The sequence below is a fragment of the Paenibacillus typhae genome (genome assembly GCF_900099765.1).
In the GTDB taxonomy this organism is placed as follows: Bacteria; Bacillota; Bacilli; order Paenibacillales; family Paenibacillaceae; genus Paenibacillus_AQ; species Paenibacillus_AQ typhae.
The window spans coordinates 1-23,849 of record NZ_FNDX01000054.1 but is presented as its reverse complement, the minus strand read 5'-3'; the positions used below and the strand labels follow the sequence as shown (position 1 = coordinate 23,849).

Here is a 23,849-nt window from a genome sequence, read left to right as displayed (position 1 = left end):
GAGCTTTTTTGGCATGGGCGATGAGCGGTAGCTCACTGCCTCTGCGCAAAAGCTCTGATAAATTGGTCATATAACCATTTTGCAATATATGGAATAAGAGGTGCTGCATGGAGAATGAGTCGGTTCTGGGAGTGACGGGTCTGAGCAAGCAGTATGGGACGGTGTCCGCCGTGGACAACATAAGCTTCACAGTGCACAAAGGGGAAGTATTCGGCTTGCTGGGGCCCAACGGAGCCGGCAAAACAACTACGATCAGGATGCTGTGCGGGCTGCTAAAAGCGGACTCAGGCCGGATTCATGTCAATGGCATACCAATGACCTCCGGCAGCTATGAGCGGATTAAGCCGATGCTCGGACTATGTCCGCAGGAGATTGTCATCTGGGAGCTGCTGACCTGCCTGGAGCAGCTGCGTTTTGCAGGCATCGCCTACGGACTCTCTTCCAGGGCAGCGGGCAACCGGGCAGAAATTCTGCTGCACGCACTGGGCCTGTGGAACAAAAGAAACAAGCTCGGCCGGACGCTCTCAGGCGGGATGCAGCGGAGACTGAATATCGCGTTGGCGCTTGTCCACGATCCGCCGCTGATCATTCTGGATGAGCCGCAGGCGGGACTGGACCCGCAGAGCAGAATTCTGGTGCGTGACTTCATCAGAGGACTGGCCCGGGATAAGACGGTAATCCTTACCACACATGACATGGATGAAGCTGACAGGCTGTCGGACAGGGTAGCCATTATCGATCACGGAAAAATACTGCTGCTCGACATCCCTGCCAGGCTGAAGGCCAAGGCGGGCACGGGAGAGCTTTTGCAGCTCCGGGTGACCGGAATCAGCAGGGAGCTGGCTGAGAAGGTTCTGCAGACGATGCCGCCGGAATGTACAGAAAAAACCTACACCGATGGAATGTTCCTCCTTGGCGGAGGAAGCGTTCTTGAATGGATTCCGAAGGTGCAGCAGAGGCTAAAGGCTCACCAAATCCAGACTCTGGATATGACGATCCGCAAACGGACGCTTGAGGATGCGTTCATTGCATTAACCGGAAGGGGGCTGCGGGAATGAAGCTTGCGGCAGCGGTTAACAAGTCCGTCAGGGAGAGTATCCGGGACTGGAAAATGCTCGCCATGGTGCTGCTGTTCTCGCCGTTTTTTCTGCTGCTGATGTCCTTTTTTTACGGGGGAGACGCAGTTACCTATAAGCTGGGCGTACTGAATCTGGATGAGGGGCGTGGGTCGGCTCAGCTTATCAGCAGTCTGGAGCAGATGGATGGGCAGGCGGGCGGGTCTCCGGTATTTAATGTAAGAAGCTTTCCAAATCGAGATGAGCTGCAGGCTAAGGTAAAGGAAAAGGAAATCGATATCGGCCTGGTCATTCCGGAGGACTATTCAGCAGCACTTGCGTCTAAGGCTAAAGGAATGAAGGTCAGCGAGGTACAGGCGCAGGTAAGCTTTTATGGAAGTATGGGGAATGTGAGGTATCCTGTGGCAGCAGTGTGGGCGGCCGAGCAGGTGAACAGGCAGGGAATGTGCGCAGCAGAGATCACGCTTCCGGCCGTTATACAGGAAACCTTTGTTGAGAAAAAGCAGCCCCTAAACGAATTTGAAAGCTACGTCCCGGGGCTGATCTCCCTTGCTGTACTCATGGTTCTGTTCACGGCTTCAGCCTCTATTGTTAAAGAAAATGACAACAAAACACTGCTTAGGCTCAAGCTCAGCCGGCTTGGCGCTTTTAACTTTCTGGGCGGAATCTGCATTACCCAGGCGGCTGTTGCCTCCGGTGCGGTTGTTCTGTCATACTGGACGGCCCTTGGATTAGGTTATGAACCGGAAGGGCATTTTGGCGCCGTTCTGGTTGTCGGGGTGCTGTCGAGTATGTCCATGGTTGCTGTGAGCCTGATTGTGGCCAGCTTTTTGAACACGGTGTTTGATGTGCTGACGGTCGGCTGCTTTCCGTTTTTTATACTGATGTTTTTTTCGGGCAGCCTGTTTCCCCTTCCGGAGCTGAATCTCATTACTGTACACGGGCGCGCTCTTGGCATGACAGATCTGCTGCCGCTTACGCATACTGCAAGTGCCTTTAATCAAATTCTGAATGATGGAGCGGGACTGCCGGATGTGGGAAGGGAGCTTATTATGATCACCCTGCTTACCATGGTTTATTTTGCGGCAGGACTCCTTCTGTACAGGAAACGCAGACTTTCCAAGGCATAAGCGGATTCCATTAAAAAACCAGCCGACCCCGGGTGCCCGGAATTGGCTGGTTCTATTTTGCCTGCGAATAAAAGGTATTCCAGAACGGCTATTCTTCCAAAAACACCAGTCCGATAAAGTCCTCAGGCTCAATCCGTCCAAAATAATGCTTCAGATCAAGCCCGGACAGCGCCTCTCTGACCTCTGCATTCTCATAACGCTTGCCTCGCAGCGCATTTTCTACATCCGCTACGTCACCTACGCCGAAGAAATCGCCGTAGATTTTGATGTCTTTAATGTAGGAATCCTCAATGTCCATACGGATATCGACCAGGCCGGCCGGGAATTTGCGGGTGTGCTTCACATTGCTCTTCGGCGACAGGCCGTAGTTCCAGTCCCAGTTCTGGTAGTGCTCCTTGGAAATTTCGTTAATGCGGACCCAGTCATCCATCGTCAGCTTGTACTGCGGAACCTCGGAAGGCTCCATGCCGAAGATCGAGCGCAGCAGCCCGTCGCGGAACTCCTCGATCGTCATGTCTGTGCCCAGCAGTTCTTTGATGTTGGCAACCCGGCTGCGCACGGACTTGGTGCTCTTGGATTTGAACTTCTCCGGGTTCACGTTCAGGGAAGCTTGTACATCATCGAGGTTCAGGTCGAACATCAGGGTGCCATGGCTGAACATCCGTCCGCGGGTGGAGAACTGGGCGTTGCCGGAGATTTTGCGCTCGCCGACCTGCAGGTCGTTGCGTCCGCTCAGCTCAGCGTTGACTCCCATGGACTGCAGATAGTCGATGACCGGCTGGGTGAATTTGAGGAAGTTGTGGAACGATTCGCCGTCATCCTTGGTGATGAAGCTGAAATTCAGATTGCCAAGGTCATGGTATACTGCTCCCCCGCCGGAGAGCCGGCGCACGACCTGGATGTTGTTTTCTTTTACATATTCCTGATTAATCTCTTCGATTGTATTCTGGTGCTTGCCGATGATGATGGACGGGCTGTTGATATAAAAGAGCAGGTAGCTGTCGTCCATCGGGAGGTTTTTGAGCGCGAACTCCTCAATGGCCAGGTTGATCGAAGCGTCTGTAATGCCGGTGTTATCAATAAAGAGCATAGTGAATTCCTCCGCCTGTACATGGTTAACTACTGCATTTATTCTAAACTAAAAGCTTGCATTTCACAAAATAGAAAGTGTATATCAGTTTATTAGGCGATGTTGAGCGGATTGGGAGCTGGAAGGGGGCCAAGAGCAGGAGCGATTTGTGAAAGCCGGTTACATTGGCAAAACAGTCCTACATCCATCATTGACGCGCTTCTGCGGGAAGGCAATAATTGGGGCAATGGGTAACTCAATACGAGACAAACAGAGGGAGTGTAACGATGCTTGAAAAATATGGCCACGGCGGCGATTTGCTGACCGCAGCTGAGCTTTACGGAGGAGGCGGCGGGGGCAGGGACATCGCTTTTATTGACTTCAGCGCTAATATTAATCCGCTTGGCCCGCCGCCTGCCGTGCTGGAGCTGCTGCAGGATGCTGCGGCAGCCGTCACCGCTTATCCAGATCCGGGGCACCGCCGGTTAAAAGCACTGCTGGCCGCCGAGCTGGGTGTCAGCACGGAATGGATTACTGTGGGCAACGGGGCTGCCGAGTCCATGGCGCTGCTGCTGCTGGCTGCAGCCCCGCGCCGCGTGGGGATCGTCGAGCCCTGCTTCTCCGAGTACCGCCAGCTGGCGGAGCAGTTCGGCGCGGAGGTGCTCACGGTACAGGGGACGGCGGAGCAGGAATACCGGGCGGATGCGGAAGAAATCGCCGGACTGCTGGAGCAGGTCGATCTGCTGTTCCTCGGCCAGCCGAACAACCCCAACGGCGTCCAGTATGCGCTGGACGACCTGCGGCTTCTGGCCCGCAAGGCAGAGGCCTGCGGGACCTTGCTTGCCGTGGATGAAGCGTTCATCGACTTCATCCCGGAGGAGCGGCGGCAATCGCTGCTGCCGGAGCTGGCCGGGTTCCGTCAGACGGTGCTGATCCGCTCGATGACGAAGTTTTTTGCCATTCCGGGGCTGCGGCTGGGCTTCACCATAGCAGCCCCGGAGCTTGCCGCGAGGATGAGCGGCAAGCAGGTGACCTGGAGCGTGAACGGCCTGGCGCAGCTGGCCGGGGAAGCGTGCCTGCGCAGCGGGCGCGGATATGCCGCGCGCACGCGTGAGCTGATCGCAGCAGAGCGGGAGCTGCTGCGGGCGGGATTGCGGCGGCTCGGCTGCAGCGTGCCGCCGGGCGAAGCGAACTTCCTGCTGGCGGAGCTGCCGGAAGGGTGGACAGCTGCGGCCGCGCAGGAGCAGCTTGGCCGCCGGGGCATCCTCGTGCGCAGCTGCGCGATGTACCCGGGCCTGGCCGCCGGCCATATCCGCGTGGCCGTCAAGGGGCCGGCTGATAACGCCCGGCTGCTGCGGGAGCTGGGGGCGGTTTTGGCGGGGGAATGAGCCTGGTACCTAGTTTGGCAGGAGGCAGGTAACTTCTAGGGATGAAACATGCTCCGCTGAGCAATTCAATTCAACTAAGTGGAATTTCGTTATCTATTTCGGGGCCAGCTACCGGCAGGAAGAAACTAGATGGAAAAAGGTCACTTAAATCTGCCAATTTTGCCCGTAATGAGAATTCAGGACCGAAATAGGTGAGGTTTTTCCAACTAATCATTGAAATTGCGGAGAAATGAAGGAATTAGGTGTCAAAAATCCAATTAATGTTTGAGGCAGCCGAGGTAGAGTATGTAGAGTTAATAAAGTAATTAGAGTTTGAAAGTAACCTAAAGTAATAGTAGAGGGCGTGACTAGGTATGGCAGAAGTGAAGACTCCCTTTGAGCTCGCGGGCGGGGCGCGGACATACCATTCCAGTGTGTGGCCGGGGCTGGTGCTGGAATGGAAAGAGGAGCATCTGCTGCTGGAGTTTCCGGCTGAGGCCGACAGTATTTCCAGTGCAGTGTACGGGGGAGGAATGAACCGGTTGAAGCGGGCTGTGAACCAGTACGTCAGCCGAGACTATGAGTGCAGCAATCCGGTGCGCGATATGGAGAACAAGCTGGCAGAGTGGGGTTACCCGCAGGAGGGCTGCGCGGGCCTGATGACGGCGGTGCCGCTGGAGCATGCTGCGGTTGCCGAGGAGGATACCGGCTCGGCGGGGATCTTTTGCTGCGTGACTGCAGCTGCGGGCAATGCGGCCCGTGCCGGGGTGGAGCGGAGTGTGCTGAAGGCTTACCGCCCGGGAACGATCAATATTATGCTTGGCATAGACGGTCTGCTGACTCCATCGGCGATGGTGAACGCCGTCATTACGGCAACCGAAGCCAAGGCCGCTGCTCTGGCAGATCTCGGCATCACCGATCCCGAGAACGGGCTGACCGCCACAGGCACGACGACAGATGCAATCGTGCTGGCAGTCAGCGGCAGCCGCCGCTACGGGGCGGAGCATGTGTACGCCGGTACAGCGACTGATCTTGGCGGAGCGATTGGCAGGCTGGTGTATGCAGCGGTAACGGGCAGCCTCCGCTCGGTGCGTGCTGTCCAGGAGCAGGCAAGGAAGAACGGCGAATGAGCATTTATCTGCGCCGGATGTTTAATAACCGGCAAATGGACGCTGTGATGGGCCAGACAAGACGAGCCCAACAAATAAGCACAGCACTATGCCAGCCATGGAGGACTTGCCTATGACGGTTGCAATCGTGCTGCTTGCCGCGTATGTACTGGACCGCCTTATCGGCGATCCCCGCAGCCTGCCTCACCCGGTTGTACTTATGGGAAAAGCGATTAGCGCACTGGAGCGGGCAATCCGCCGTTTTGTCCGCAAGCCGCGCAGCCTGAAGCGTGCCGGAGTCCTGTTGCCCCTGCTGGTAGCAGGGGGCAGCTGGCTGGTGACAGCCGTGCTGCTCTGGCTGCTGTCGCAGATTTCGCCTTGGCTGGCGCTGGCGGCTGAAGCCTGGCTAATCTCTACAACCATCGCCTCGAAAGGGCTGAAGGATGCCGGGATGGCGGTCTATGCGGAGCTTAAGAAGGGAGATCTTCCGGCGGCCAGACTTGCGCTCGGCATGATCGTCGGCCGTGATACGGCGCAGCTGGACAGTCCGGAAATTGTGCGTGGCACGGTAGAGACGGTGGCCGAGAACATTGTCGATGCAATCATCTCTCCGCTGCTGTACGCGCTGCTTGGCGGTGCTCCGCTGGCAATGGCTTACCGCGCTGTTAACACACTGGATTCCATGGTCGGCTATAAAAATGATAAATACATTAATCTCGGCTGGGCCTCTGCCCGGTTAGATGACGTTGCCAATTACATACCGGCGCGCATCACTGCGCTGCTCTTGACCCTCTCTGCATGGCTGCTGCGGCTGGATTGGCGCAGATGCTGGCAGATGGTGCGGCGTGATGCCCGCCTGCATCCCAGTCCCAACAGCGGCTACCCGGAATCGGCAGTGGCCGGAGCGCTGGGCATCCGCCTGGGCGGGGTGAACGTCTATCACGGCGTAGCCTCGTTCCGTGCTTACATGGGCGAGCCTCTGCGCAGTCTGGAGCCGGATGATATTATTGTCACTTCCAGGCTAATGCTGCTGTCGTCCGCTATATTTGTGGTCCTATGTGCAGCAGCAGCCTTCTTATGGAACGGAGGCTGAGGGGTGTGTTGAATAACCTGAGACAGGAAAAATCACACGGCACGCCTCCGTTAGAGCTGGTACTACTCCGTCATGGACACACACAATGGAATAAGGAGCGCCGCTATCTCGGAAGCAGTGACCTGCCCCTGCTGCCTGAGGAACGGGACGGGCTGGCTGCACACAGGGAGCTGCCGGAGCTAACCGGAGACTTCTGGCGGATATACTGCAGCGATCTGCTGCGCTGCCGGGAGACGCTGGCCGCAGCAGTGCCTTGGCTGGAAGACCAAGCTGTGTATGACCCGCGTCTGCGGGAGATGTCCTTCGGGGAATGGGAGGGCTGCACCTATGAGCAGCTCAGTGATAATCTGCTGTACAGAAGCTGGATTGATGATCCGGCGGCGGTTACGCCGCCGGGCGGGGAAGCCTGGGCAGCTTTTGCAGCCCGGCTGGAGCAGTTCCTGACAGACCTGCTGCAGGAGGCCGGGCTGTCAACAATCTGCTGCCCTGACCAGCAAAGAGGTGACGGGCAGACAAGCAGCAGCGCACCCGTCATCCTTGGGCATGAACGGAAGAAGCTGCGCGTGCTGATTGTCACACACGGCGGCGTAATCCGCCACCTGCTGGCCAAGATACAGCCGGGAGTTACGTTCCGCACCGGGATCGCTCCCCCTCCGGGAACGGCAACGGTAATTCAGCTGCAGTAAAATAGACCTGCTTGCACAAACGGCTCCGCCATCCTGATCAGGACGGCGGAGCCGTTTGTGTATCCAGGCGGAGCAGTGACGAAACTTTGTTAGATGATTTTTCGCAAAAAGGCTAAACGGAGCATTGTAGCTATTCATTGGATTATGTCGCAAAAGTCCGGCAGAACAGTGTTGCTCCTTCATTAAGTAACTATATTTAAAAAATCAGGCGGGCCAGCGTTGCTCCTTGGATTGGGGCGCTGGTCCGCCCGTTTTCATTACGGCCCCGGCTCCGCTAACGGACCCAGGAGGTGTTACTTGCTGGATTTAGCGGGTATTTCTGATCTAAACGGTCTCAGCAGCCGCTATTTACCGTCATATGACCTCGGAGGTGTGTTTTGGCGCTAAATAAGGTCATTTGAGACCGTTAGGTTATACCGGGGGGCGAATTGGTGCAGATAAGGTCATCTGAGTCCGTTAGACTGTTTGTAAGGTTAAAAAAAGCCCGCGCCGTCAGGCGAGGCTTTTAAGTACCAACCACAAACCATCAACCACCAAACAATCCTCAGTCAGTCCATGACTGATAAATCCGCCGCACCTCGCGGAACGACTGCTTGGGCTTGCGGTATTCGTTGACGAGGCCCTTGTTGTTGAAGCCGCGGGCCCGGTCGCGGAAGTTTCGGCTGCTGCTCTTCAGGTCGCCGCGGATGTCGGCGAACTGCCAGATGTACGTGCCGCCGATCTTCGGATCAGCGCGGAAGATGTTCAGCGCTTCGGTTACGATATGCGCCTGATAGTCCTCGCTGAACAGCCGCGGCTCCCAGCCGACATCCCCGAACAGTCCGGCGCCGCCGAACTCGGTCATCAGCACCGGCGTATCACCCGCTCCCAGCTGCTCCGCACGCTGATGGAACTGCTCCAGCATGCCCTTGAAGCCGCTGACCTCGCCTTCGTACCAGCCAAAATATTTGTTGATGCCGATCACATCAAACAGCGGCAGCAGAATGTCCTCCAGCGGATGCATGGTCGCATAGGTGACAAGCCGTGAGGTATCCAGCTTCCGCACAAGTCCGATCAGTGCTTCTGTGAATGCATAGGCTTCCTGCGTGCGGGTATCGATCTCGTTGTGCACAGACCAGAACACCACGCTCGGATGATGATAATGCGTCCCGATCATCTCTTCAATCATGGTCAGGGCGCGGTCCCGGAACAGCGGCTCGCTGACGGTCTCATTCGGCAGGAAGCAGCCCCAGATTGGAATCTCGCTCCAGAATACAAGCCCGTTCTCATCGAGCAGGTCGAGCCAATAGGAGCTTTGCGGATAATGGGAGCCCCGGACGGTGTTGCAGCCCAGCTCCAGAATAATATCCAATTCTTTGTGCATCAGCTTCGGCGGAAAAGCAAAGCCCCATTCCGGATGCTCCTCATGCCGGTTCACACCCTTTAGATAGACAGGGGCGCCGTTGATCAGAATCCGGTGGTCCTTGGTCTCGATCGTGCGGAAGCCGATCCGCTCAATTTTGTCGTCATGCTCTGTCCGCAGCTGGAACGTATACAACTCCGGCTTGCCCACATTCCACAGTCGGACATCCGCCAGCCGCAGCTTGATTACATGGTTTACTATTTGTCCTGCCTTAACCTGCACATCCTCCGCGTGCAATTCCTGCCCACCTTCACTGAGCACCAGCCTGGTCGCCAGCGCAGTCGTCAGCAAAGAGCGCAACTGCACCTGAACAGACACCTCAGCCTCTGCACCCTGCAGCTCATAATCGATCTTCAGCTGTTCAATATAGAGGTCCGGCAAAAACTGCAGCTCCACAGAGCGGATGATACCGCCGTAATGGAACCAGTCCACCTGCTCCGACGGAATGGTGAAGCGGTCCAGCGTGCTGTCCGTGCGGATAATCAGCTCATGCTCTCCTGCAGCCAGGGATGGCACAAGGAACTCAAACGGCGTAAAGCCGCCGTAGTGGTAGCCGAGATGCTGCCCGTCCAGATAAACATCGGAGTGGCCCTGCACAGCGTGGAAAATCAGCCGGACATGCTGCTCACTGGCCAGCACGATTTTTTTACGGTACCAGCCGACGCCCTCATATTCATACATCCCCAGCTCGTTGTTCCAGCAGGAAGGGACGTAAAGGGTCTGCGGAGAATGTGGAAAACGCTCAAACCATTTTTCCTCAAGGCCTGCATTTAAAGGATCTTTTGCAAAATCCCAAGGCCCGTCCAGTAGTTCTGTTACGCGGATGTTATGCTGACGAAAAGTTCTTAACAAGTGTGTGCGCCTCCCCGTTATTGTGCGATGGCATTGTCTTTTGCAGGCATCGTGTTAGTATGGATAGTATCATTTACCATTCCGGCATTGAATAGAAAAAAACAATAAAGTCTTGTATAAATCGCGCCTGCAGCCGCAAAGGGGAGACTATGCTTGGAAGAGAATGTCTATAACCTGAATGATCTTAGCGTGCATATTCATTTTGTGCTGGATAAAGTGACTTTTCCGGGCTGGGAGGACATCCGCAACATGGTCAATGTGCACAGCCTGTACTGGATTCATGAGGGGGAGGGGTTTTTCCGGACCAATGTGGAGCATAAGGTGCAGGCAGGGATGCTGGCTTATCTGAAGCCCGGTCTCAAAATGTCCATGCGTTCCGAAATGGAAGCCCCGCTGCGCATCACGATGCTGCTGTTCGATTGTGCGGAGCTCGGCTATGATGCGGTCTGGAGAAACGTCCGGCCGATTGAGACACTGCGGCTTCCCTTTCTGGGCCAGTATGGCCCCGGGCAAGCTGAGGAGATCAGCGCTATGTTCCGGGAGATTAATCAGGAGTGGCTGCCGGGGCAGACTGCCGGAACGGCCGTTTCCCGTGCCAAAACACAGATTCTGCTCCATAAGCTGCACCAGAGTGTACAGGCGGACTGGAATCTGATGGAGTCTGGGGCTTTTGCCGCTTTTGAGCGGATTAAGAGCAAGCTTGAGAATGCTTATATGGACCATCACCGGATCGAGAAGTTGGCGGAGGAGTACGGCATTTCGGCCTCGTACCTGCGCAAGCTTTTCCTGAAATATACCGGCATGGGGCCGAAGGAATATCATATGCATATCCAGAACCAGCAGGCGTGCCGCTACCTGACGTTTACGGATTATCCGGTGAGGGAAATTGCCAAGCTGTGCGGCTTTTACGAGGAATACCATTTCAGCAAAATGTTCAAGCAGCTGAACGGCGTATCGCCGACAGCCTACCGGAGCAGCCAGCGGACCGGGGAGTGAAGGACCAGGAGGAACCACAGGCGGGGGAAAATGCCGGGTCTGTGGTTCTTTTTTTACGGAAAAGATTATGCCATGATAGCTACAGGGGGCGACTTACGGATGTTTAACGATTTCAGGCTCATTGCCGGGCGGCCGGTGTATGTGCAGGTTAAGGATTATATGAAAAGCCTTATTCTGAGGGGGGCCCTCCAGGGGGAGCAGAAGCTGCCCTCTACCCGGGAACTGAGCCTGCTGCTCAAGGTCAGCCGTAACTCCGTGATCTCCGCCTATATGGCGCTGGAGGATGACGGGTTCGCTTATACCGTACAGGGACAGGGGAGTTATGTCAGTAACGCGGCCCTCCCGGAAAATACAGCAGCGCCCGTCTGGAGCGTGGACTGGAAAAGCCGCCTGAGCAGCAGGGCGCTGCTGGCCGAAGAGCTGGATATTATGAAACGCGGCATCCGCGCGGGGAAGGACACGATTTCTTTTACCAGCATCGCACCGGATGAAAGCCTGTTCGATCTGGACAATGTAAAACGCGCCTTTCTGGAGCGGATGTCTGTAGAAGGCAATGTTCTGCTGAACTATGGCTATGCCAAGGGGTATAAGCCTTTGATAGATTATTTGAAGCAATATATGGAGCACAAGGGCGTAGACATGCGCGGCAAGGATCTGCTGATTACAAACGGGTTCACGGAGGGTTTTGATATTGTGCTGTCAGCGCTGGGGCAGCGGCATGGAAAGGTACTGTGCGAGAATCCGACCCATCATACGGCGCTCAAAAACCTGCAACTGAACGGCTTCGGCATCCGTGGTGTCGCAATGGAGCGTGACGGCATCCATCTCGGTGAGCTGAAGCAGGCGCTGGAGGAAGGGATGTATGATTGTGCCTACCTCGTGCCGTCCTACCACAATCCGACCGGAATTGTCATGTCTCCCGAAAAAAGACTGCGCGTGATGAAGCTGATGGCCGACTACGGTGTGCCGGTGATTGAGGACGGGTTCAACGAGGAGCTGCGCTATTCCGGCTCGCATGTGGCTCCGCTGATCGCGGCGGCCGGGGGCGGCAACAGTGTGATTTATCTGGGGAGCTTTTCTAAGGTGCTGTTCCCGGGGCTTAGAGTAGGCTGGGTACTGGCGGATCAGGAGCTGATCTACTATCTCGAAAGTGTCAAAAGAGCACGCAGCATCCACACCTCGACGCTCGACCAGTCCATTCTGTATCAGTATTTGCTCGGCGGGAATCTGGAGAAGTATCTCAAACGGGCCAGAACGGAATACAAGCGTAAATATGAGCTGACGATGGCTTGCTGCAGGGAGCTTTTGCCGGATTGCAGGGTGAGCGGGGACGGGGGATTGCATCTGTTCGTCACGTTTCCGGAGGGCTTCAGCACAAGAGAGCTGCTGGCGGCGTGCCGGGAGCTGGGGGTTATTTTTACGGTGGGGGATATGTTCTTTACAGACGGAACAGGACAGAACACGCTGCGGCTGGGCTTCTCCAGAGTGGCGGATGACGATATACGCAGGGGAATCGGGATTATCGGCAGGACAGCACGGCAACTACTACTCGGATGAGATGAAAAGGGGAATGGGGATATGTTAAAAGTAGGCGTAATTATGGGCGGAGTGTCCTCTGAATACGAAGTATCGCTGAATACCGGGAAAGAGATGATGAAGCATCTGGACCGGAGCAAATATGAGGCGGTGCCGGTTGTGATTGAGGAGCGCGGACAGCTGGTTGATGCGGTAAAAGGGCTGGACTTCGCGCTGCTGGCGCTCCATGGCGCCTACGGTGAGGACGGAACGGTGCAGGGAACACTGGAAACGCTCGGTATCCCCTACTCCGGGAGCGGTGTGCTGGCGAGCAGCCTGTGCATGGATAAGCATCTGTCCAAAACCATTCTCCGCAGCAAAGATGTACTGACCCCGGGTTGGCTGTGCTGGGAGAGCATGGAGGACTATTCAGAGGAAGCTGTGGGACAGCTTGGCTACCCGGTTATGGTAAAACCGAATTCCGGCGGCTCCAGCATCGGCATGTCCAAGGTGGATAACGCGGAGGGGCTGCGTGTGGCGGTGGAAAAAGCTTTTGCCGAGGATCGTGCGATCCTGATCGAGGCCTTCACTGAAGGGCAGGAGATTACCTGCGCTATCCTTGGCGGAGAGCTGCTGCCGGTGATCGGCATCCAGTCGCTGGGGGCGGAATGGTTCGATTACAGTGCCAAATATGAGCAGGGCGGAGCGGATGAACAGGTTATCCAGCTGCCCTTGGGTACACATGAGCGGGTGCGGACGGCGGCGTTCGCCTGCTATAAGGCGCTGAAATGCTCCGTTTATGCCCGGGTAGATATGCTGCTGAAAAAGGGTGTGCCTTACGTGCTTGAGGTAAATACGCTGCCGGGCATGACCGAAACGAGCTTGCTGCCGCGCAGCGCTGCCGCTGCCGGGTATACGTTCAGCGGACTATTGGATGCGATTATTGAGGGCTCGCTGCGGGAGCGCGGGGAAGGTTCGGGGCGGAGCAAGGGCGCTGCCGGGGAGGAAGCACCGGATGTGACGGCAGAACATAAGCAGGCTGCAAAGGGGCTTAACACAGGAGCCGCAGCGGCCGCAGCACATGCAGCAGCGGAAGGAATAGGCATAAGGGAGGTGACCAGCCATGTTTAACAAGCAGGTGTCTCCGCACACGCAGGGGTGGATTGCCCCGCGTGTGCGGGAGATAGCGCCTTCGGGCATCCGCGCTTTTTTTGATCTTACAGCGGGTAACAACGATATTATTTCACTTGGTGTGGGAGAGCCTGACTTCAAAACGCCGGAGCATATCCGGGCTGCCTGTATCCGGGCGCTGGAGCGTGGTGAGACCACATACACGCCGAACAGCGGACTGCCCGAGCTGCGGGAGGAGATAGCGCGTTATCTGCGGACTGGATTTGGGCTGCAGTATAATGCTGCAGATGAGGTGATCGTTACCGTAGGCAGCAGCGAAGCGCTGGACCTGGCGCTGCGGGCATTCACCGCTCCCGGGGATGAGATTATCATCCCTTCTCCAAGCTACATTGCTTACTCGCCGATAGCCCATCTGAACGGGGGCACTCTAATCGAGGTGGAGACTACGGCGGAGCAGGGCTTTAAGCTGACGGCTGAAGCCCTGGAAAAGGTCATCACACCGCGATCCAAGCTGCTGGTGCTGAACTTCCCTAGCAATCCTACCGGTGCTGTGATGTCTTACGAAGACTGGCTGCCGGTTGCAGAACTGGTGAAGCAGCATAACCTGCTGGTGCTGTCAGATGAAATCTATGCCGAGCTGACCTATGACAGCAGGCATGTCAGCATTGCCTCGCTTCCCGGGATGCAGGAGCGGACGATCCTGATCAGCGGCTTCTCCAAGGCGTTCGCCATGACCGGCTGGCGTGTCGGCTACGCCTGCGGCAGCCGCGTGCTGCTGGCCGCGATGCTGAAGATCCATCAGTACACCGCGATGTGCGCGCCGGTGCTGGGCCAGATCGCTGCCCTGGAATCGCTGCGCAGCGGGCTGGCTGACAAAGACCGGATGAAGGAGGTCTTCCGGCAGCGCAGAACGCTGTTCGTCGAGGGTCTGCGGACCATCGGCCTGGAATGCCGCGAGCCGGTGGGGGCGTTCTACGCCTTCCCGTCCATTGCCCGTACCGGAATGCGGTCGGAGGAATTTGCGCTGCGGCTGCTGCAGGAAGCAGGGGTTGCCGCTGTTCCCGGGCATGTGTTCGGAAGCGGAGGCGAAGGGCATATCCGCTGCTCCTATGCAGCTTCCACAGCTAAGCTGACCGAGGCGCTGGAGCGGATGGAAGGCTTCATGAAGGTAAAAATGTAATTGTAAGATCATGGCGTATCCCCTATAATCCTTGAAGAAGAAAAAGGGATATGGCTATAAGGCGTGTGCTGATGCATAACGGCGGCAGACGGGAGCTCCCTTCTTCGGATGGGGGCTTTTTGACGTGAAACGGGCTGCCGGATGTAAGTTGCCGGGCTGGAGGCGCTCCGGTTGTGCCTGCACCTTCAGGGCATCCTGACCTACGGGTGTCCTTTTCGCAGCAGACGCATAAGCGATCTCTGAAAGCCTCCCTGGAGCGGGAATCGCCCAATACTTCCCGAGGTCCATGGATTCATGGACTTACAACTTCTGAAGCTTTCTGAGCCAGCTTGGCTGATGTATACCCTGTTCAGCTGTAACGGACACAGATGACCTTATTTGCTCATTTCAGTCTTTTTGGACCGGCTAACGGACTCCAGTGCACTTATTACTATCAAATACCGTCTTATTTGCTATTTAGTAAGCAAATAAAGGCTCCTGAGTCCGTTAGCACAGGCAATTGTCTGTATGCTGCTTGATAAGGGCTGTACGGTCTGTTAGTGATGATTGGCTCTTTAGTGGCAGTATGGTGGCGAAGATATTGTTAAGAAACACGCGGTGAGTAGCTAGTGGCTGATGATGAGTAGCTGGTGTCAGATGATGAGTAGCTAATGTCAGATGGTGAGTAGCTGGTGTCAGATGTTGAGTAGCTGGTGTCAGATGGTGAGTAGCTAATGTCAGATGGTGAGCAGTTAGTAGCTGATGTCGAGTAGCTAGTGTCAGATGGCGAGCGGCAGATGGCAGTGGTGAGTGGCAAGTCGCATTTGCCGGGCCGCTTGTGGGAAATTCAGGATACACGGCAGATAGTAAGAAATGTGAGGTAGACGATACATAGGAGGAATTGCGATGCAAGCAGCAATTGATCAAGTCATCAGCCGGATCACACCGGCTGACAAAGAAGCGGTACAGCGGGCGGAACAGCGGCTTGATATTTTGACCAAGCCGCCGGGAAGCCTCGGGCGGCTGGAGGAGCTGGCGGTGCGGCTCGCGGGGATTTCCGGCACAGAGCAGCCTGCTTACGGCAAGCGGACAGTGGTGGTTATGGCCGCTGACCACGGCGTATGCAGCGAAGGTGTCAGTGCTTTTCCCCAGGAGGTCACGGTTCAGATGGCTTACAATTTTCTCGGCGGAGGAGCAGGGGTTAATGTGCTGGCCCGGCAGGCCGGAGCAGAGGTCAAGCTGGTTGACATCGGCATAGCCGGGGACGTCAGCCATCCTGAGCTGATTGCCCGCAAAGTGCGCTACGGCAGCGGCAATATGGCGCAGGGCCCGGCGATGAGCCGCGAAGAAGCGTTGCAGGCTGTTCTGGCCGGGATCAGCGTGGCTGAGGAAGCTGTTAAGAGCGGAACCGAGATTTTTATTACCGGCGAAATGGGGATCGGAAATACAACAGCCAGCGCTGCGGTTCTTTGTGCACTGGAAGGCATCCCGGCCGAAACGGCTGTAGGCCGCGGTACCGGTATTGACGATGAGCGGCTGCGTCACAAAATTGCCGTTGTAGACCGTGCGCTGAAGCTGAATGCACCTGATCCCGGGGACGGAATCGATGTGCTGTCCAAGGTGGGCGGACTTGAGATCGCGGGTCTGGCCGGACTCATACTGGGGGCGGCAGATGCCAAGGTTCCAGTGGTACTCGACGGCTTCATCTCCGGAGCGGCGGCGCTTGTTGCTAAGGCGCTTGCCCCGGATTCTGTTCACTACATGATCGCTTCCCATATCTCCGGCGAGCAGGGGCATAGGCTGATGCTGGAGCGGCTTGGACTGACAGCGCTGCTTGACCTCGGGCTGCGTCTTGGGGAAGGGACAGGAGGCGTGCTCTGCCTCCACCTGATTGAAGCAGCCAGCCGCATTATGCGCGAGATGGCCACCTTCGAAAGCGCGGGAGTCTCGGGAGCGGAGAGCCGATGAGCATTCTTGTAACAGGCGGTGCACGCAGCGGCAAAAGCGGCTTTGCCGAGCGGCTGACGCTGTCACTGGCAGAGCAGGCAGTGTATGTGGCGACCGCCCAGGCTTTCGATGATGAGATGAGGGCGCGGATTGATCTGCACCAGCAGCAGCGCGGGGAAAGCGGCGGGCAATGGGAGACACTGGAGGAGCCGCATGATCTGTCCGCACTGCTTGACCGCCTCTCGGGAGGCAAGGCGGTGCTGGTGGATTGCCTGACGCTCTGGCTATCGAATGTGCTGCTGGCTCTGGAAAGCGAGCCGGACAGGCAGGAACGGGTGGAGCAGGAGATCGCCCGGCTAGAGGATAGCGTGTCGTCCTTCCAAGGGACGCTGGTGCTTGTAACAAACGAAGTTGGTGACGGGATTGTACCGGAGTATGCGCTTGGACGGCTGTACCGCGATCTGGCCGGCAGGATGAATGCAAGACTGGCTGCACGTTGTCAGCAGGTCTTTCTGGTCACTGCCGGCATTCCAATAGAGCTAAAGAGCAGGGAGTACAAGCTGTGAGCGCGCGCAGGGATGCCGCAGCCGCTTTTCAGTTTCTGTCCCGCTTTCCGGTAAAGGATGGCGGAGACTTCTCGCCGGAGCTGCTGCGGCGCAGTGTGGTCTATTACCCGCTGGTTGGCGCAGCCATCGGGCTTAGCGCAGCGGCAGCAGCAGCGGCTGCCGCCTGGCTGCTGCCGGTCTGGCCCGCCGCTGTCATCACCCTTATTCTGTGGGTGGGACTGACCGGCGGGCTGCATCTCGACGGCTGGATGGACAGCGCCGATGCGCTGCTCAGCTACCGCTCAAGGGAGCGGATGCTGGAGATCATGAAGGACAGCCGCGTCGGGGCCATGGGCGTACTGGCCTGTGTGCTGCTGCTGCTGCTGAAGGCAGCGCTCCTGGCAGCCTTTATCGGGGGCAGCCGTTACTACGAGCTGCCGCTGCTCCTGCTGCCGCCGGTGTGGAGCCGCTGGTACATGGTGCGGGCGATGGCCCGCTTCCCCCTGGCCCGCGGCAATGAAGGCCTGGCAGCGAGCTTCGCTGCGCTGCCGGTCCGCCAGGAGCGGCGCGCCATGCTGCTCGCCGCTCTGCTGACGCTTCCCGCAGCCGCAGCACCTCTGGTGCTCGGCGCGGGAGGCGGGGCGTGGCCGCAGCATCTGGCTGCGGCCTGCCTGGCGCCGCTGGCCGCCATTGCATGCGGCGGGTACGCGGCGCGGCGGATCAGCAGCCGGCTCGGCGGGCTCACCGGCGACGTGTACGGCGCGCTGAACGAGCTGCTCGAAGCAGCATTGCTGCTGCTTCTTGTGCTGCTGCAGCACAATCTGCTGTAGCAGCTGCCGGGCAGACGAGCTGCACACGGGAGCTGAAGCAGGCCTGGCCTGCGGCCTTTACTCCGATTAGCAGGAAGAGAGCGAGGAACCATACATGGAGAAGCAAGCAGAGCAACGAGCGGACAGAACTGTACCACAGCGGCCGGCGGCCGTTCTGATGATACAGGGAACCGCTTCGGATGTCGGCAAAAGCCTCGTCACCGCGGCCATCGGCCGGATTATGACACAGGACGGATACCGTGTAGCGCCTTATAAATCACAGAACATGGCGCTGAATTCCTATGTTACCGAAGACGGCAGGGAAATCGGCCGCGCCCAGGGGATGCAGGCCGAAGCTTTCGGGATAACAGCTACCACGGACATGAATCCGATTCTGCTGAAGCCATCCGGGGAGATGAGCGCCCAGATTGTGGTACATGGTGTGCCGCATACGGCGCTCAGTGCCAGGGAGTACCGGGAGAAGTTTCTCCCGGAGGCGAAGGATACCGTGCTGTCTGCGCTTGGCAGGCTGCGTGATACCTATGACGCCGTGCTGATGGAGGGGGCAGGCAGCCCGGCGGAGATTAATCTGAAGGCGCGTGACATCGTCAATATGAATCTAGCTGGCTGGGCGGATGCCCCGGTACTGCTGGTTGCAGATATTGACCGGGGCGGCGTGTTTGCGTTCCTGGTAGGTACGCTGGAGCTGCTGGAGCCGCATGAGCGGGCCCGAGTAAAGGGCTTTATTATTAACAAATTCCGCGGTGATCTGTCACTGCTGCAGCCGGGGCTGGACTGGCTGGAGGAACGTACTGGTATCCCGGTGCTTGGGGTGCTGCCCTTCCTGCCGCAGCTGCGGATTGAGGCGGAAGACTCCGTAGTTCTGGAAGGAGCCCCGGCAAGGCCATCCGGCAGCACCAAAGAACTGGATATCGCGGTTATCCGCTATCCGCGCATTTCGAATTTTACCGATTTCGATCCGCTGCAGGATGAGCCGGATGCTTCCGTGCGTTACGTGAGCTCCGCTCTAGAGCTCGGTACGCCGGATGTTATCATTCTGCCGGGCACCAAGAATACAGCGGCAGACCTGGCATTTTTGAGGCACCAGGGGTTCCCGGAGGCTATTGCACAGGCGCTTCGCCAAGGGACACTGCAGCTTGCCGGAATCTGCGGCGGCTATCAGATGCTGGGACAGAAGCTGCTTGATCCGGATGCGGTGGAGAGCGCAGAGCCGGGAGAAAGCGACGGACTCGGTTATCTGCCGCTGTCGACAGTATTTTTACAGCATAAAACCACCGTCCGGGTACAGGGTGTTCTCGCGGAGGGCCACCCGCTCCGGTTAAGCAGAGCATCTCGGGCAGAAGAAGCTGATACCACTGTCAGCGGATACGAAATTCATATGGGAACAACAGCAAATCATGATTCCGCAGCAGTCCGCAGCCTGTTCAGACTGGCGGGGGAGGATGGGCATGAGCAGCCTGAAGGCTGGGGGACGCCTGACGGCAGAATCTGGGGAACCTATCTGCACGGCCTGTTCCATAACGATGAGCTGCGCCGCCGCTGGCTGGACGGTATACGGGAAGCCAAAGGATTACCGCCGCTGGCCGTTACCTTCTCGGCGGCTGCCCTGCGTGAGCAGGAGTTCGACCGGCTGGCTTCATCTGTGCGGGACAACCTGAATATGGAGGCTGTATATACAATAATGGGCCTGCCCGGAAAAGAGGGATAGCGATGTTCATGGCCATACTGCTGTTTATAGTGGCCGGGCTGGCCGAGATCGGCGGAGGGTATCTGGTCTGGCTCTGGCTGCGGGAGTCCCGGCCGCTCTGGTATGGAATTACAGGCGCAGTCATCCTGATTGCCTACGGCATCATCCCTACTATTCAGAAGTTTCCGTCCTTCGGCAGAGTGTACGCAGCATACGGTGGCGTGTTCATTGTGCTGGCGGTCCTGTGGGGCTGGCTGGTCGACAAAAAAACACCGGATATGTATGACTGGATCGGCGCTGCCATCTGCGTAGTCGGAGTCTCAGTCATACTGTGGGCACCGAGAAGCTGACTAGTATTACTGTAAAACAGCAGCCTGTTGAGCACTTAGCATACAAAACAAAGTTTGAAAAGGTAACTGGCATACAGCTGAAATATTATGCAGCCCTGTAACGGACTGAAATGACCTTATTCCCAACCCAAAGCCTGTTTTTACAACCTAACGGACCTCAGCGTCCTTATTTGGCTAGACTGGGGAGAAAAACGCCTGCCAGGCAGCCAATAAGGGCGCTACGGTCCGTTAGCTGAGGGAAACTGAAATAACAGAGAGAATAAGGGCGCTAGGGTCCGCTAGAAGCAGAATCAGCAGTAAGCAGCAAGAGATAGCGGTCAGCTAGCAGAACAGAATCAGCAGTAAGCAACAAGAGATAACAGTCAGCTAGCAGAACCAGCAGTAAACGGTAATATCTATCAAGCTAGCGGCACAAATACACTGGCTGGGCAGAGGCTGCAAGCACAGCTTACAAAAAAAAGTAGCAGTGGAGTATTCGGAACGAGAGTTAACTTTAGGGAACTGGAATGTCCGCCTGGATGCATTTCTAATTGCGGTTATCGACTGCGAGTAGTAGGCTGAATTAGATATAAGTCCGTCATAAATAAGGGCAGCAGCTGAAGCCAAATATTCTAAGCGGTCACAGCCATTCCTCTATCGAACATTGCAACTAAAAAGGACCCTCTGGAAGCTCGCCAAGCGGCGCCTTCAGAGGGTCCTTTATTATTAAATCTTAAACTGGGCAACAGCCCGCTGGAGCTTGACGGCCTGCTCGTGCAGATGCTCTACAGTCAGCGAATTGCTCTCCAGCTCCTGATGCTGCCGGGAGGAATCTTCAGCAAGCGAATCAGCAATGGTCTGTGACACGGCTGTAATCTGTGCCGCTTCTTCAACAGAGGCACTGACTTCCTCGGTGCCGGCGGAAATTTCCTGGGTTGCGGCGGAGACGGACTGGATGCTGTGGCTGATGCTCTGAATCAGAATGAGCAGGTGATTGAAGGCATCTCCGGCAGCAACAACCTTTCCGACCCCGGAGGATACCTCTGCGTTCACGTGGTTCATTTCCTCTACCGAACGGTTCATATCCTCCTGCAGGCTGAGCAGGAACTCACGGATCTGCTCATTGGAATGCTTCGATTGCTCAGACAGCTTGCGGACCTCGCCCGCGACAACCGCGAAGCCCCGCCCATGCTCGCCTGCACGGGCCGCTTCGATTGAAGCGTTAAGTGACAGCATTTGAATCTGCTTCGTAATTTCGGTAATCCCCTGAACCACTTCGCCGATCATCTGGGAACGTTCATTCATGATACGGAACTGCTCCAGCGAATGTACGGAGACCTGCTCTACCTGGCGCATTTGCTCAACGGCACTCCGTGCGGTTTCATTCCCGCCGGTCGCCTCCTGAGAAGCCTCGCTGATCTGCTCGGTTACTTCGCCTGCAGCGGCAGCGATATGCTGGATGCCGATATTGATTTCTTCCATCGCCTTGGAATTCTCGAAGGCGCTGGCCGCGATGGTTGCGCTGCCCTTGCTGATCTCGGTCACTGACTCGCCGGAGCGTTCAGCCATTGTGTTCAGTACCTCGACGCGCTTCTTCAAATCATTGGCATCGGCTACAACGGTATTGGAGGTTTCCAGTACCTGGCCGATCATATCCTTCAGCTTGAGACCCATGCTGCGGAAGCTTTCCGACAGCTGGCTGACCTCATCGTTCCCTTTGATAATCAGCTCCTGGGTGAAATCGCCTTCTGCCAGCTTATTGCTGTATGCCGTGAGCTGGGTGAGCGGGCGGGTAATCCGGCGGCTCATGAAGTAGGCGGCCGAGAGTCCGACAATCAGAGAAGCCAGCGTAATGGCAATACTGGTCCAGACGATGCTGTCTATTTTATCCTGAACAAAACCTACATCGTAACTAACGCCAATCAGCATCGTGCTGCCGGGAACTCCGACATACGCGGTTCTATGTATACCGTTGCTATCACTATATGTATCGCTGATTCCTTGTTTGCCTTTCGAGGCCTGAGTCATTGCTGCATTTACGGCAAGACTATCACCCTGCTTCAGTTTGGAGTCTTGATCAGCGGCCAGCACAGTTGCCTTGCCTTCGGCGAGATTGATCAGGAAGATGCTCTCCACATCATGCTGTGCCCGTTTATCTTTAAAATAGAATTTCAGATTGCTTGCGGCCTGTTCACTCTTGTTAAGCGTCTGCTGGGCGTGTGTGGCGTTCATTCCCTTGTATGAATCCTGGGCGGCTGCAGTCAGAAGCTTGTTAATCTGCGGCATTACGTAGCTGTCAATGGTACCCATGGAGATAAAGTAGAAGCTGATACTAAGCACAAGCGACGTTAGCAACAATACCGCAAACAATAGAAGCGTGAACTTGCGGCTGATCGAATTTTTAAAGCGTACCATTTCATTCTCTCCTTCGTGGTTAAGATGCATAGCATATCCCGCTGCAATGCCTCACAATGAAAGCAGGCACAATATATTCCGTCGGTAGGGTCATATATGAGGATATCGGTTTCAGAAATGCAATTGATAACTATTCTATAGAATTAACCTCCGGTTGAATAGTGAAAAATACAACAATAAAGCAGAATTTTCTGAAAAATTTAATAATTTTTGATTGTAAACGTCGATTTTTGAAAATATACAGAGAAAATGTTGAATTTGCTGGAAATAAAATTTCATGGCGTGTAAGCTTTTATTGTGATAGAGTAGTAATGTTTTGTTCCGGCATAACATCATAACCGCGGTTCGTAACCATCCCGCGTAACCAAAACTAGGAGGCTTTACAGATACATGTTTAATTTGCTGTGGGGAATATTGTTTGTTATTGTCAATTTTGCTTTTTTTCTGATCTGCTACCGGCTGTTCGGCAAAAAGGGCCTGTATGCCTGGGTTGGAGTAGCGACTGTTATTGCCAACATTCAAGTAGCCAAAACAATTGAAATGCCGCTGGGCATTGTGATGACGCTCGGCAATACGATGTATGTCACACTGTATATGACCAGCGACCTGCTGAATGAGAAATACGGCAGAGCTGAAGCGCGTAACGCAGTCTGGTTCGGCTTCTTCACGCTGCTGATGACGACGGCGATTATGCAGATGGTGCTTGTCTTTGAGCCGCAGGAGACAGATATCGCCCAGTCCTCGCTGGAGACGATCTTCGGCATGATGCCGCGCCTCGCGCTGGGCAGTCTGACCGCTTATTTCATCAGCCAGTTCCTGGATGTACGTCTTTATTCCTGGATCAGAAAATACTACGGCAGCTCCCGCCAGCTGTGGATCCGCTCGAACGGCAGCACGATGATCAGCTCGTTTGTGGATACGCTGATTTTCTGCACCATTGCTTTTGCCGGGCTCTATGATCTCAAGGTGTGGACGGAGATTCTGCTGACAACCTATCTTTCCAAATTCCTGCTGACCGGCGCAGGCACGCCTATCCTGTATATTGCCCGTTCCTTCAGCTTTGCTGAAGAGACAGGAAGCCGCAAGGATACCGGAGCGGGGCTTGATGCATAAAAGAATAAATTTACCCATATATAATAAAAAGCAGCAAGCCCCCGGAAAAGGGCTTGCTGCTCAGATTGTCGAGAAACCCAGGTCTTTAAATGACATGGGTTTCTTTTGTATTTCAATAACGACCTGCAAACGGGAAAATGAAGGGATTAACCCCGTTTTTCCCGGCGATCCAGGTGGATCGCCATCTTCTTCATGTTCTGCACAGCTGCCGTCATCAGCGCTTGTTCCCTGACATTTGGTAGTCCGCGCAACCGGCAATAGCGAAACCCATGGAGCTCTTTAGCATCCGCGAAGCTTCGCTCAATGGTTTCTTTTCGTTTGCGATACAACTGCTTGCCTGACTTGCTGAGCCGGTTGTTCCGGACCCAATCCTTGCTGTCCTCCCAGACATGCCGGGT

The 23,849-nt window shown here is 56.0% G+C and carries 20 protein-coding genes; 16 read left to right on the top strand and 4 right to left on the bottom strand.

Annotation, left to right across the window (positions count from 1 at the left end; genetic code table 11):
* Positions 1-107 precede the first annotated feature (107 nt).
* Together BLR64_RS26715 and BLR64_RS26710 are read left to right on the top strand one after the other, a co-directional pair.
* Positions 108-1,058, top strand: coding sequence for an ABC transporter ATP-binding protein (locus tag BLR64_RS26715; RefSeq protein ID WP_090719356.1), 951 nt, complete (start codon positions 108-110; stop codon positions 1,056-1,058).
* Positions 1,055-2,206, top strand: coding sequence for an ABC transporter permease (locus BLR64_RS26710; RefSeq protein ID WP_090719354.1), 1,152 nt, complete (start codon positions 1,055-1,057; stop codon positions 2,204-2,206). The genes BLR64_RS26715 and BLR64_RS26710 overlap by 4 nt, the downstream gene beginning before the upstream one ends.
* Positions 2,207-2,294: 88 nt before the next feature.
* Here BLR64_RS26710 and lplA read toward each other — a convergent pair whose 3' ends face one another.
* Positions 2,295-3,296 (bottom strand): lipoate--protein ligase, encoded by a 1,002-nt coding sequence (gene lplA / locus BLR64_RS26705; protein WP_090719352.1) that lies wholly within the window; start codon positions 3,294-3,296, stop codon positions 2,295-2,297.
* Positions 3,297-3,562: 266 nt separating this feature from the next.
* On the opposite strand from lplA, the gene cobD reads away from it, so the two are divergent.
* The 4 genes from cobD to BLR64_RS26685 all read left to right on the top strand — a co-directional run bounded on the left by cobD (position 3,563) and on the right by BLR64_RS26685 (position 7,530).
* Positions 3,563-4,663 carry a threonine-phosphate decarboxylase CobD gene (gene cobD, locus BLR64_RS26700; RefSeq protein ID WP_090719350.1) on the top strand — a complete coding sequence of 367 codons (1,101 nt, stop codon included), beginning with the start codon at positions 3,563-3,565 and terminating at the stop codon, positions 4,661-4,663.
* A gap of 353 nt (positions 4,664-5,016) precedes the next feature.
* Positions 5,017-5,772, top strand: a complete 756-nt coding sequence (locus tag BLR64_RS26695) for an adenosylcobinamide amidohydrolase (RefSeq protein WP_090719348.1) — start codon at positions 5,017-5,019, stop codon at positions 5,770-5,772.
* 112 nt (positions 5,773-5,884) lie between these two features.
* A complete protein-coding gene (cbiB, locus tag BLR64_RS26690) occupies positions 5,885-6,844 on the top strand; it encodes an adenosylcobinamide-phosphate synthase CbiB (RefSeq protein ID WP_090719346.1) in 960 nt (319 codons plus the stop codon).
* Between the two features lie 5 nt (positions 6,845-6,849).
* Entirely contained in the window at positions 6,850-7,530 is a 681-nt protein-coding gene (locus tag BLR64_RS26685) for a histidine phosphatase family protein (protein WP_244157861.1), read from the top strand.
* A 544-nt stretch (positions 7,531-8,074) separates the two neighbouring features.
* Here the strand turns inward: BLR64_RS26685 and BLR64_RS26680 are convergent.
* Positions 8,075-9,784 carry a glycoside hydrolase family 2 protein gene (locus BLR64_RS26680; protein WP_090719343.1) on the bottom strand — a complete coding sequence of 570 codons (1,710 nt, stop codon included), beginning with the start codon at positions 9,782-9,784 and terminating at the stop codon, positions 8,075-8,077.
* A gap of 153 nt (positions 9,785-9,937) precedes the next feature.
* Between BLR64_RS26680 and BLR64_RS30950 the strand changes: the two genes are divergently transcribed.
* The 9 genes from BLR64_RS30950 to BLR64_RS26635 all read left to right on the top strand — a co-directional run bounded on the left by BLR64_RS30950 (position 9,938) and on the right by BLR64_RS26635 (position 19,944).
* Positions 9,938-10,780 carry a helix-turn-helix transcriptional regulator gene (locus BLR64_RS30950; protein ID WP_244157860.1) on the top strand — a complete coding sequence of 281 codons (843 nt, stop codon included), beginning with the start codon at positions 9,938-9,940 and terminating at the stop codon, positions 10,778-10,780.
* A 99-nt stretch (positions 10,781-10,879) separates the two neighbouring features.
* Positions 10,880-12,337 (top strand): aminotransferase-like domain-containing protein, encoded by a 1,458-nt coding sequence (locus BLR64_RS26670; protein ID WP_090719389.1) that lies wholly within the window; start codon positions 10,880-10,882, stop codon positions 12,335-12,337.
* Between the two features lie 21 nt (positions 12,338-12,358).
* Positions 12,359-13,426: a D-alanine--D-alanine ligase gene (locus BLR64_RS26665; protein WP_090719342.1), complete on the top strand. Its 1,068-nt coding sequence runs from the start codon at positions 12,359-12,361 to the stop codon at positions 13,424-13,426.
* The gene (locus tag BLR64_RS26660; RefSeq protein ID WP_090719340.1) at positions 13,419-14,606 is read left to right on the top strand and encodes an aminotransferase class I/II-fold pyridoxal phosphate-dependent enzyme; all 1,188 of its coding nucleotides are present in this window, start codon (positions 13,419-13,421) and stop codon (positions 14,604-14,606) included. Before BLR64_RS26665 ends, BLR64_RS26660 begins: the two co-directional genes overlap by 8 nt.
* 885 nt (positions 14,607-15,491) lie before the next feature.
* Positions 15,492-16,553 (top strand): nicotinate-nucleotide--dimethylbenzimidazole phosphoribosyltransferase, encoded by a 1,062-nt coding sequence (gene cobT / locus BLR64_RS26655; protein ID WP_090719338.1) that lies wholly within the window; start codon positions 15,492-15,494, stop codon positions 16,551-16,553.
* Positions 16,550-17,098, top strand: coding sequence for a bifunctional adenosylcobinamide kinase/adenosylcobinamide-phosphate guanylyltransferase (gene cobU, locus BLR64_RS26650; protein ID WP_090719336.1), 549 nt, complete (start codon positions 16,550-16,552; stop codon positions 17,096-17,098). Before cobT ends, cobU begins: the two co-directional genes overlap by 4 nt.
* Positions 17,095-17,907, top strand: a complete 813-nt coding sequence (gene cobS, locus BLR64_RS26645) for an adenosylcobinamide-GDP ribazoletransferase (protein ID WP_090719334.1) — start codon at positions 17,095-17,097, stop codon at positions 17,905-17,907. Before cobU ends, cobS begins: the two co-directional genes overlap by 4 nt.
* Positions 17,908-18,001: 94 nt before the next feature.
* Positions 18,002-19,615 carry a cobyric acid synthase gene (locus BLR64_RS26640; RefSeq protein ID WP_090719332.1) on the top strand — a complete coding sequence of 538 codons (1,614 nt, stop codon included), beginning with the start codon at positions 18,002-18,004 and terminating at the stop codon, positions 19,613-19,615.
* Positions 19,616-19,617: 2 nt separating this feature from the next.
* The gene (locus BLR64_RS26635; RefSeq protein ID WP_090719330.1) at positions 19,618-19,944 is read left to right on the top strand and encodes a YnfA family protein; all 327 of its coding nucleotides are present in this window, start codon (positions 19,618-19,620) and stop codon (positions 19,942-19,944) included.
* A 705-nt stretch (positions 19,945-20,649) separates the two neighbouring features.
* Here BLR64_RS26635 and BLR64_RS26630 read toward each other — a convergent pair.
* On the bottom strand, positions 20,650-22,338 hold the full coding sequence (locus tag BLR64_RS26630; protein WP_090719328.1) for a methyl-accepting chemotaxis protein: 1,689 nt from the start codon (positions 22,336-22,338) through the stop codon (positions 20,650-20,652).
* Between the two features lie 390 nt (positions 22,339-22,728).
* Here BLR64_RS26630 and BLR64_RS26625 point away from each other — a divergent pair, with 390 nt between their 5' ends.
* The gene (locus tag BLR64_RS26625) at positions 22,729-23,451 is read left to right on the top strand and encodes a queuosine precursor transporter (RefSeq protein WP_090719326.1); all 723 of its coding nucleotides are present in this window, start codon (positions 22,729-22,731) and stop codon (positions 23,449-23,451) included.
* A gap of 146 nt (positions 23,452-23,597) precedes the next feature.
* On the opposite strand, the gene BLR64_RS26620 is transcribed toward BLR64_RS26625, so the two are convergent.
* Positions 23,598-23,849 (bottom strand): transposase (locus BLR64_RS26620; RefSeq protein WP_208607241.1); only part of this gene is annotated, 252 nt, incomplete at its 5' end.

Excerpts from the sequence above, each read along its gene's own strand:
- BLR64_RS26715 (WP_090719356.1), top strand. The coding sequence starts at position 108 with ATGGAGAATGAGTCGGTTCTGGGAGTGACGGGTCTGAGCAAGCAGTAT.
- BLR64_RS26710 (WP_090719354.1), top strand. The coding sequence starts at position 1,055 with ATGAAGCTTGCGGCAGCGGTTAACAAGTCCGTCAGGGAGAGTATCCGG.
- lplA (WP_090719352.1), bottom strand. The coding sequence starts at position 3,296 with ATGCTCTTTATTGATAACACCGGCATTACAGACGCTTCGATCAACCTG.
- cobD (WP_090719350.1), top strand. The coding sequence starts at position 3,563 with ATGCTTGAAAAATATGGCCACGGCGGCGATTTGCTGACCGCAGCTGAG.
- BLR64_RS26695 (WP_090719348.1), top strand. The coding sequence starts at position 5,017 with ATGGCAGAAGTGAAGACTCCCTTTGAGCTCGCGGGCGGGGCGCGGACA.
- cbiB (WP_090719346.1), top strand. The coding sequence starts at position 5,885 with ATGACGGTTGCAATCGTGCTGCTTGCCGCGTATGTACTGGACCGCCTT.
- BLR64_RS26670 (WP_090719389.1), top strand. The coding sequence starts at position 10,880 with ATGTTTAACGATTTCAGGCTCATTGCCGGGCGGCCGGTGTATGTGCAG.
- BLR64_RS26665 (WP_090719342.1), top strand. The coding sequence starts at position 12,359 with ATGTTAAAAGTAGGCGTAATTATGGGCGGAGTGTCCTCTGAATACGAA.
- BLR64_RS26660 (WP_090719340.1), top strand. The coding sequence starts at position 13,419 with ATGTTTAACAAGCAGGTGTCTCCGCACACGCAGGGGTGGATTGCCCCG.
- cobT (WP_090719338.1), top strand. The coding sequence starts at position 15,492 with ATGCAAGCAGCAATTGATCAAGTCATCAGCCGGATCACACCGGCTGAC.
- cobU (WP_090719336.1), top strand. The coding sequence starts at position 16,550 with ATGAGCATTCTTGTAACAGGCGGTGCACGCAGCGGCAAAAGCGGCTTT.
- BLR64_RS26640 (WP_090719332.1), top strand. The coding sequence starts at position 18,002 with ATGGAGAAGCAAGCAGAGCAACGAGCGGACAGAACTGTACCACAGCGG.
- BLR64_RS26635 (WP_090719330.1), top strand. The coding sequence starts at position 19,618 with ATGTTCATGGCCATACTGCTGTTTATAGTGGCCGGGCTGGCCGAGATC.
- BLR64_RS26630 (WP_090719328.1), bottom strand. The coding sequence starts at position 22,338 with ATGGTACGCTTTAAAAATTCGATCAGCCGCAAGTTCACGCTTCTATTG.
- BLR64_RS26625 (WP_090719326.1), top strand. The coding sequence starts at position 22,729 with ATGTTTAATTTGCTGTGGGGAATATTGTTTGTTATTGTCAATTTTGCT.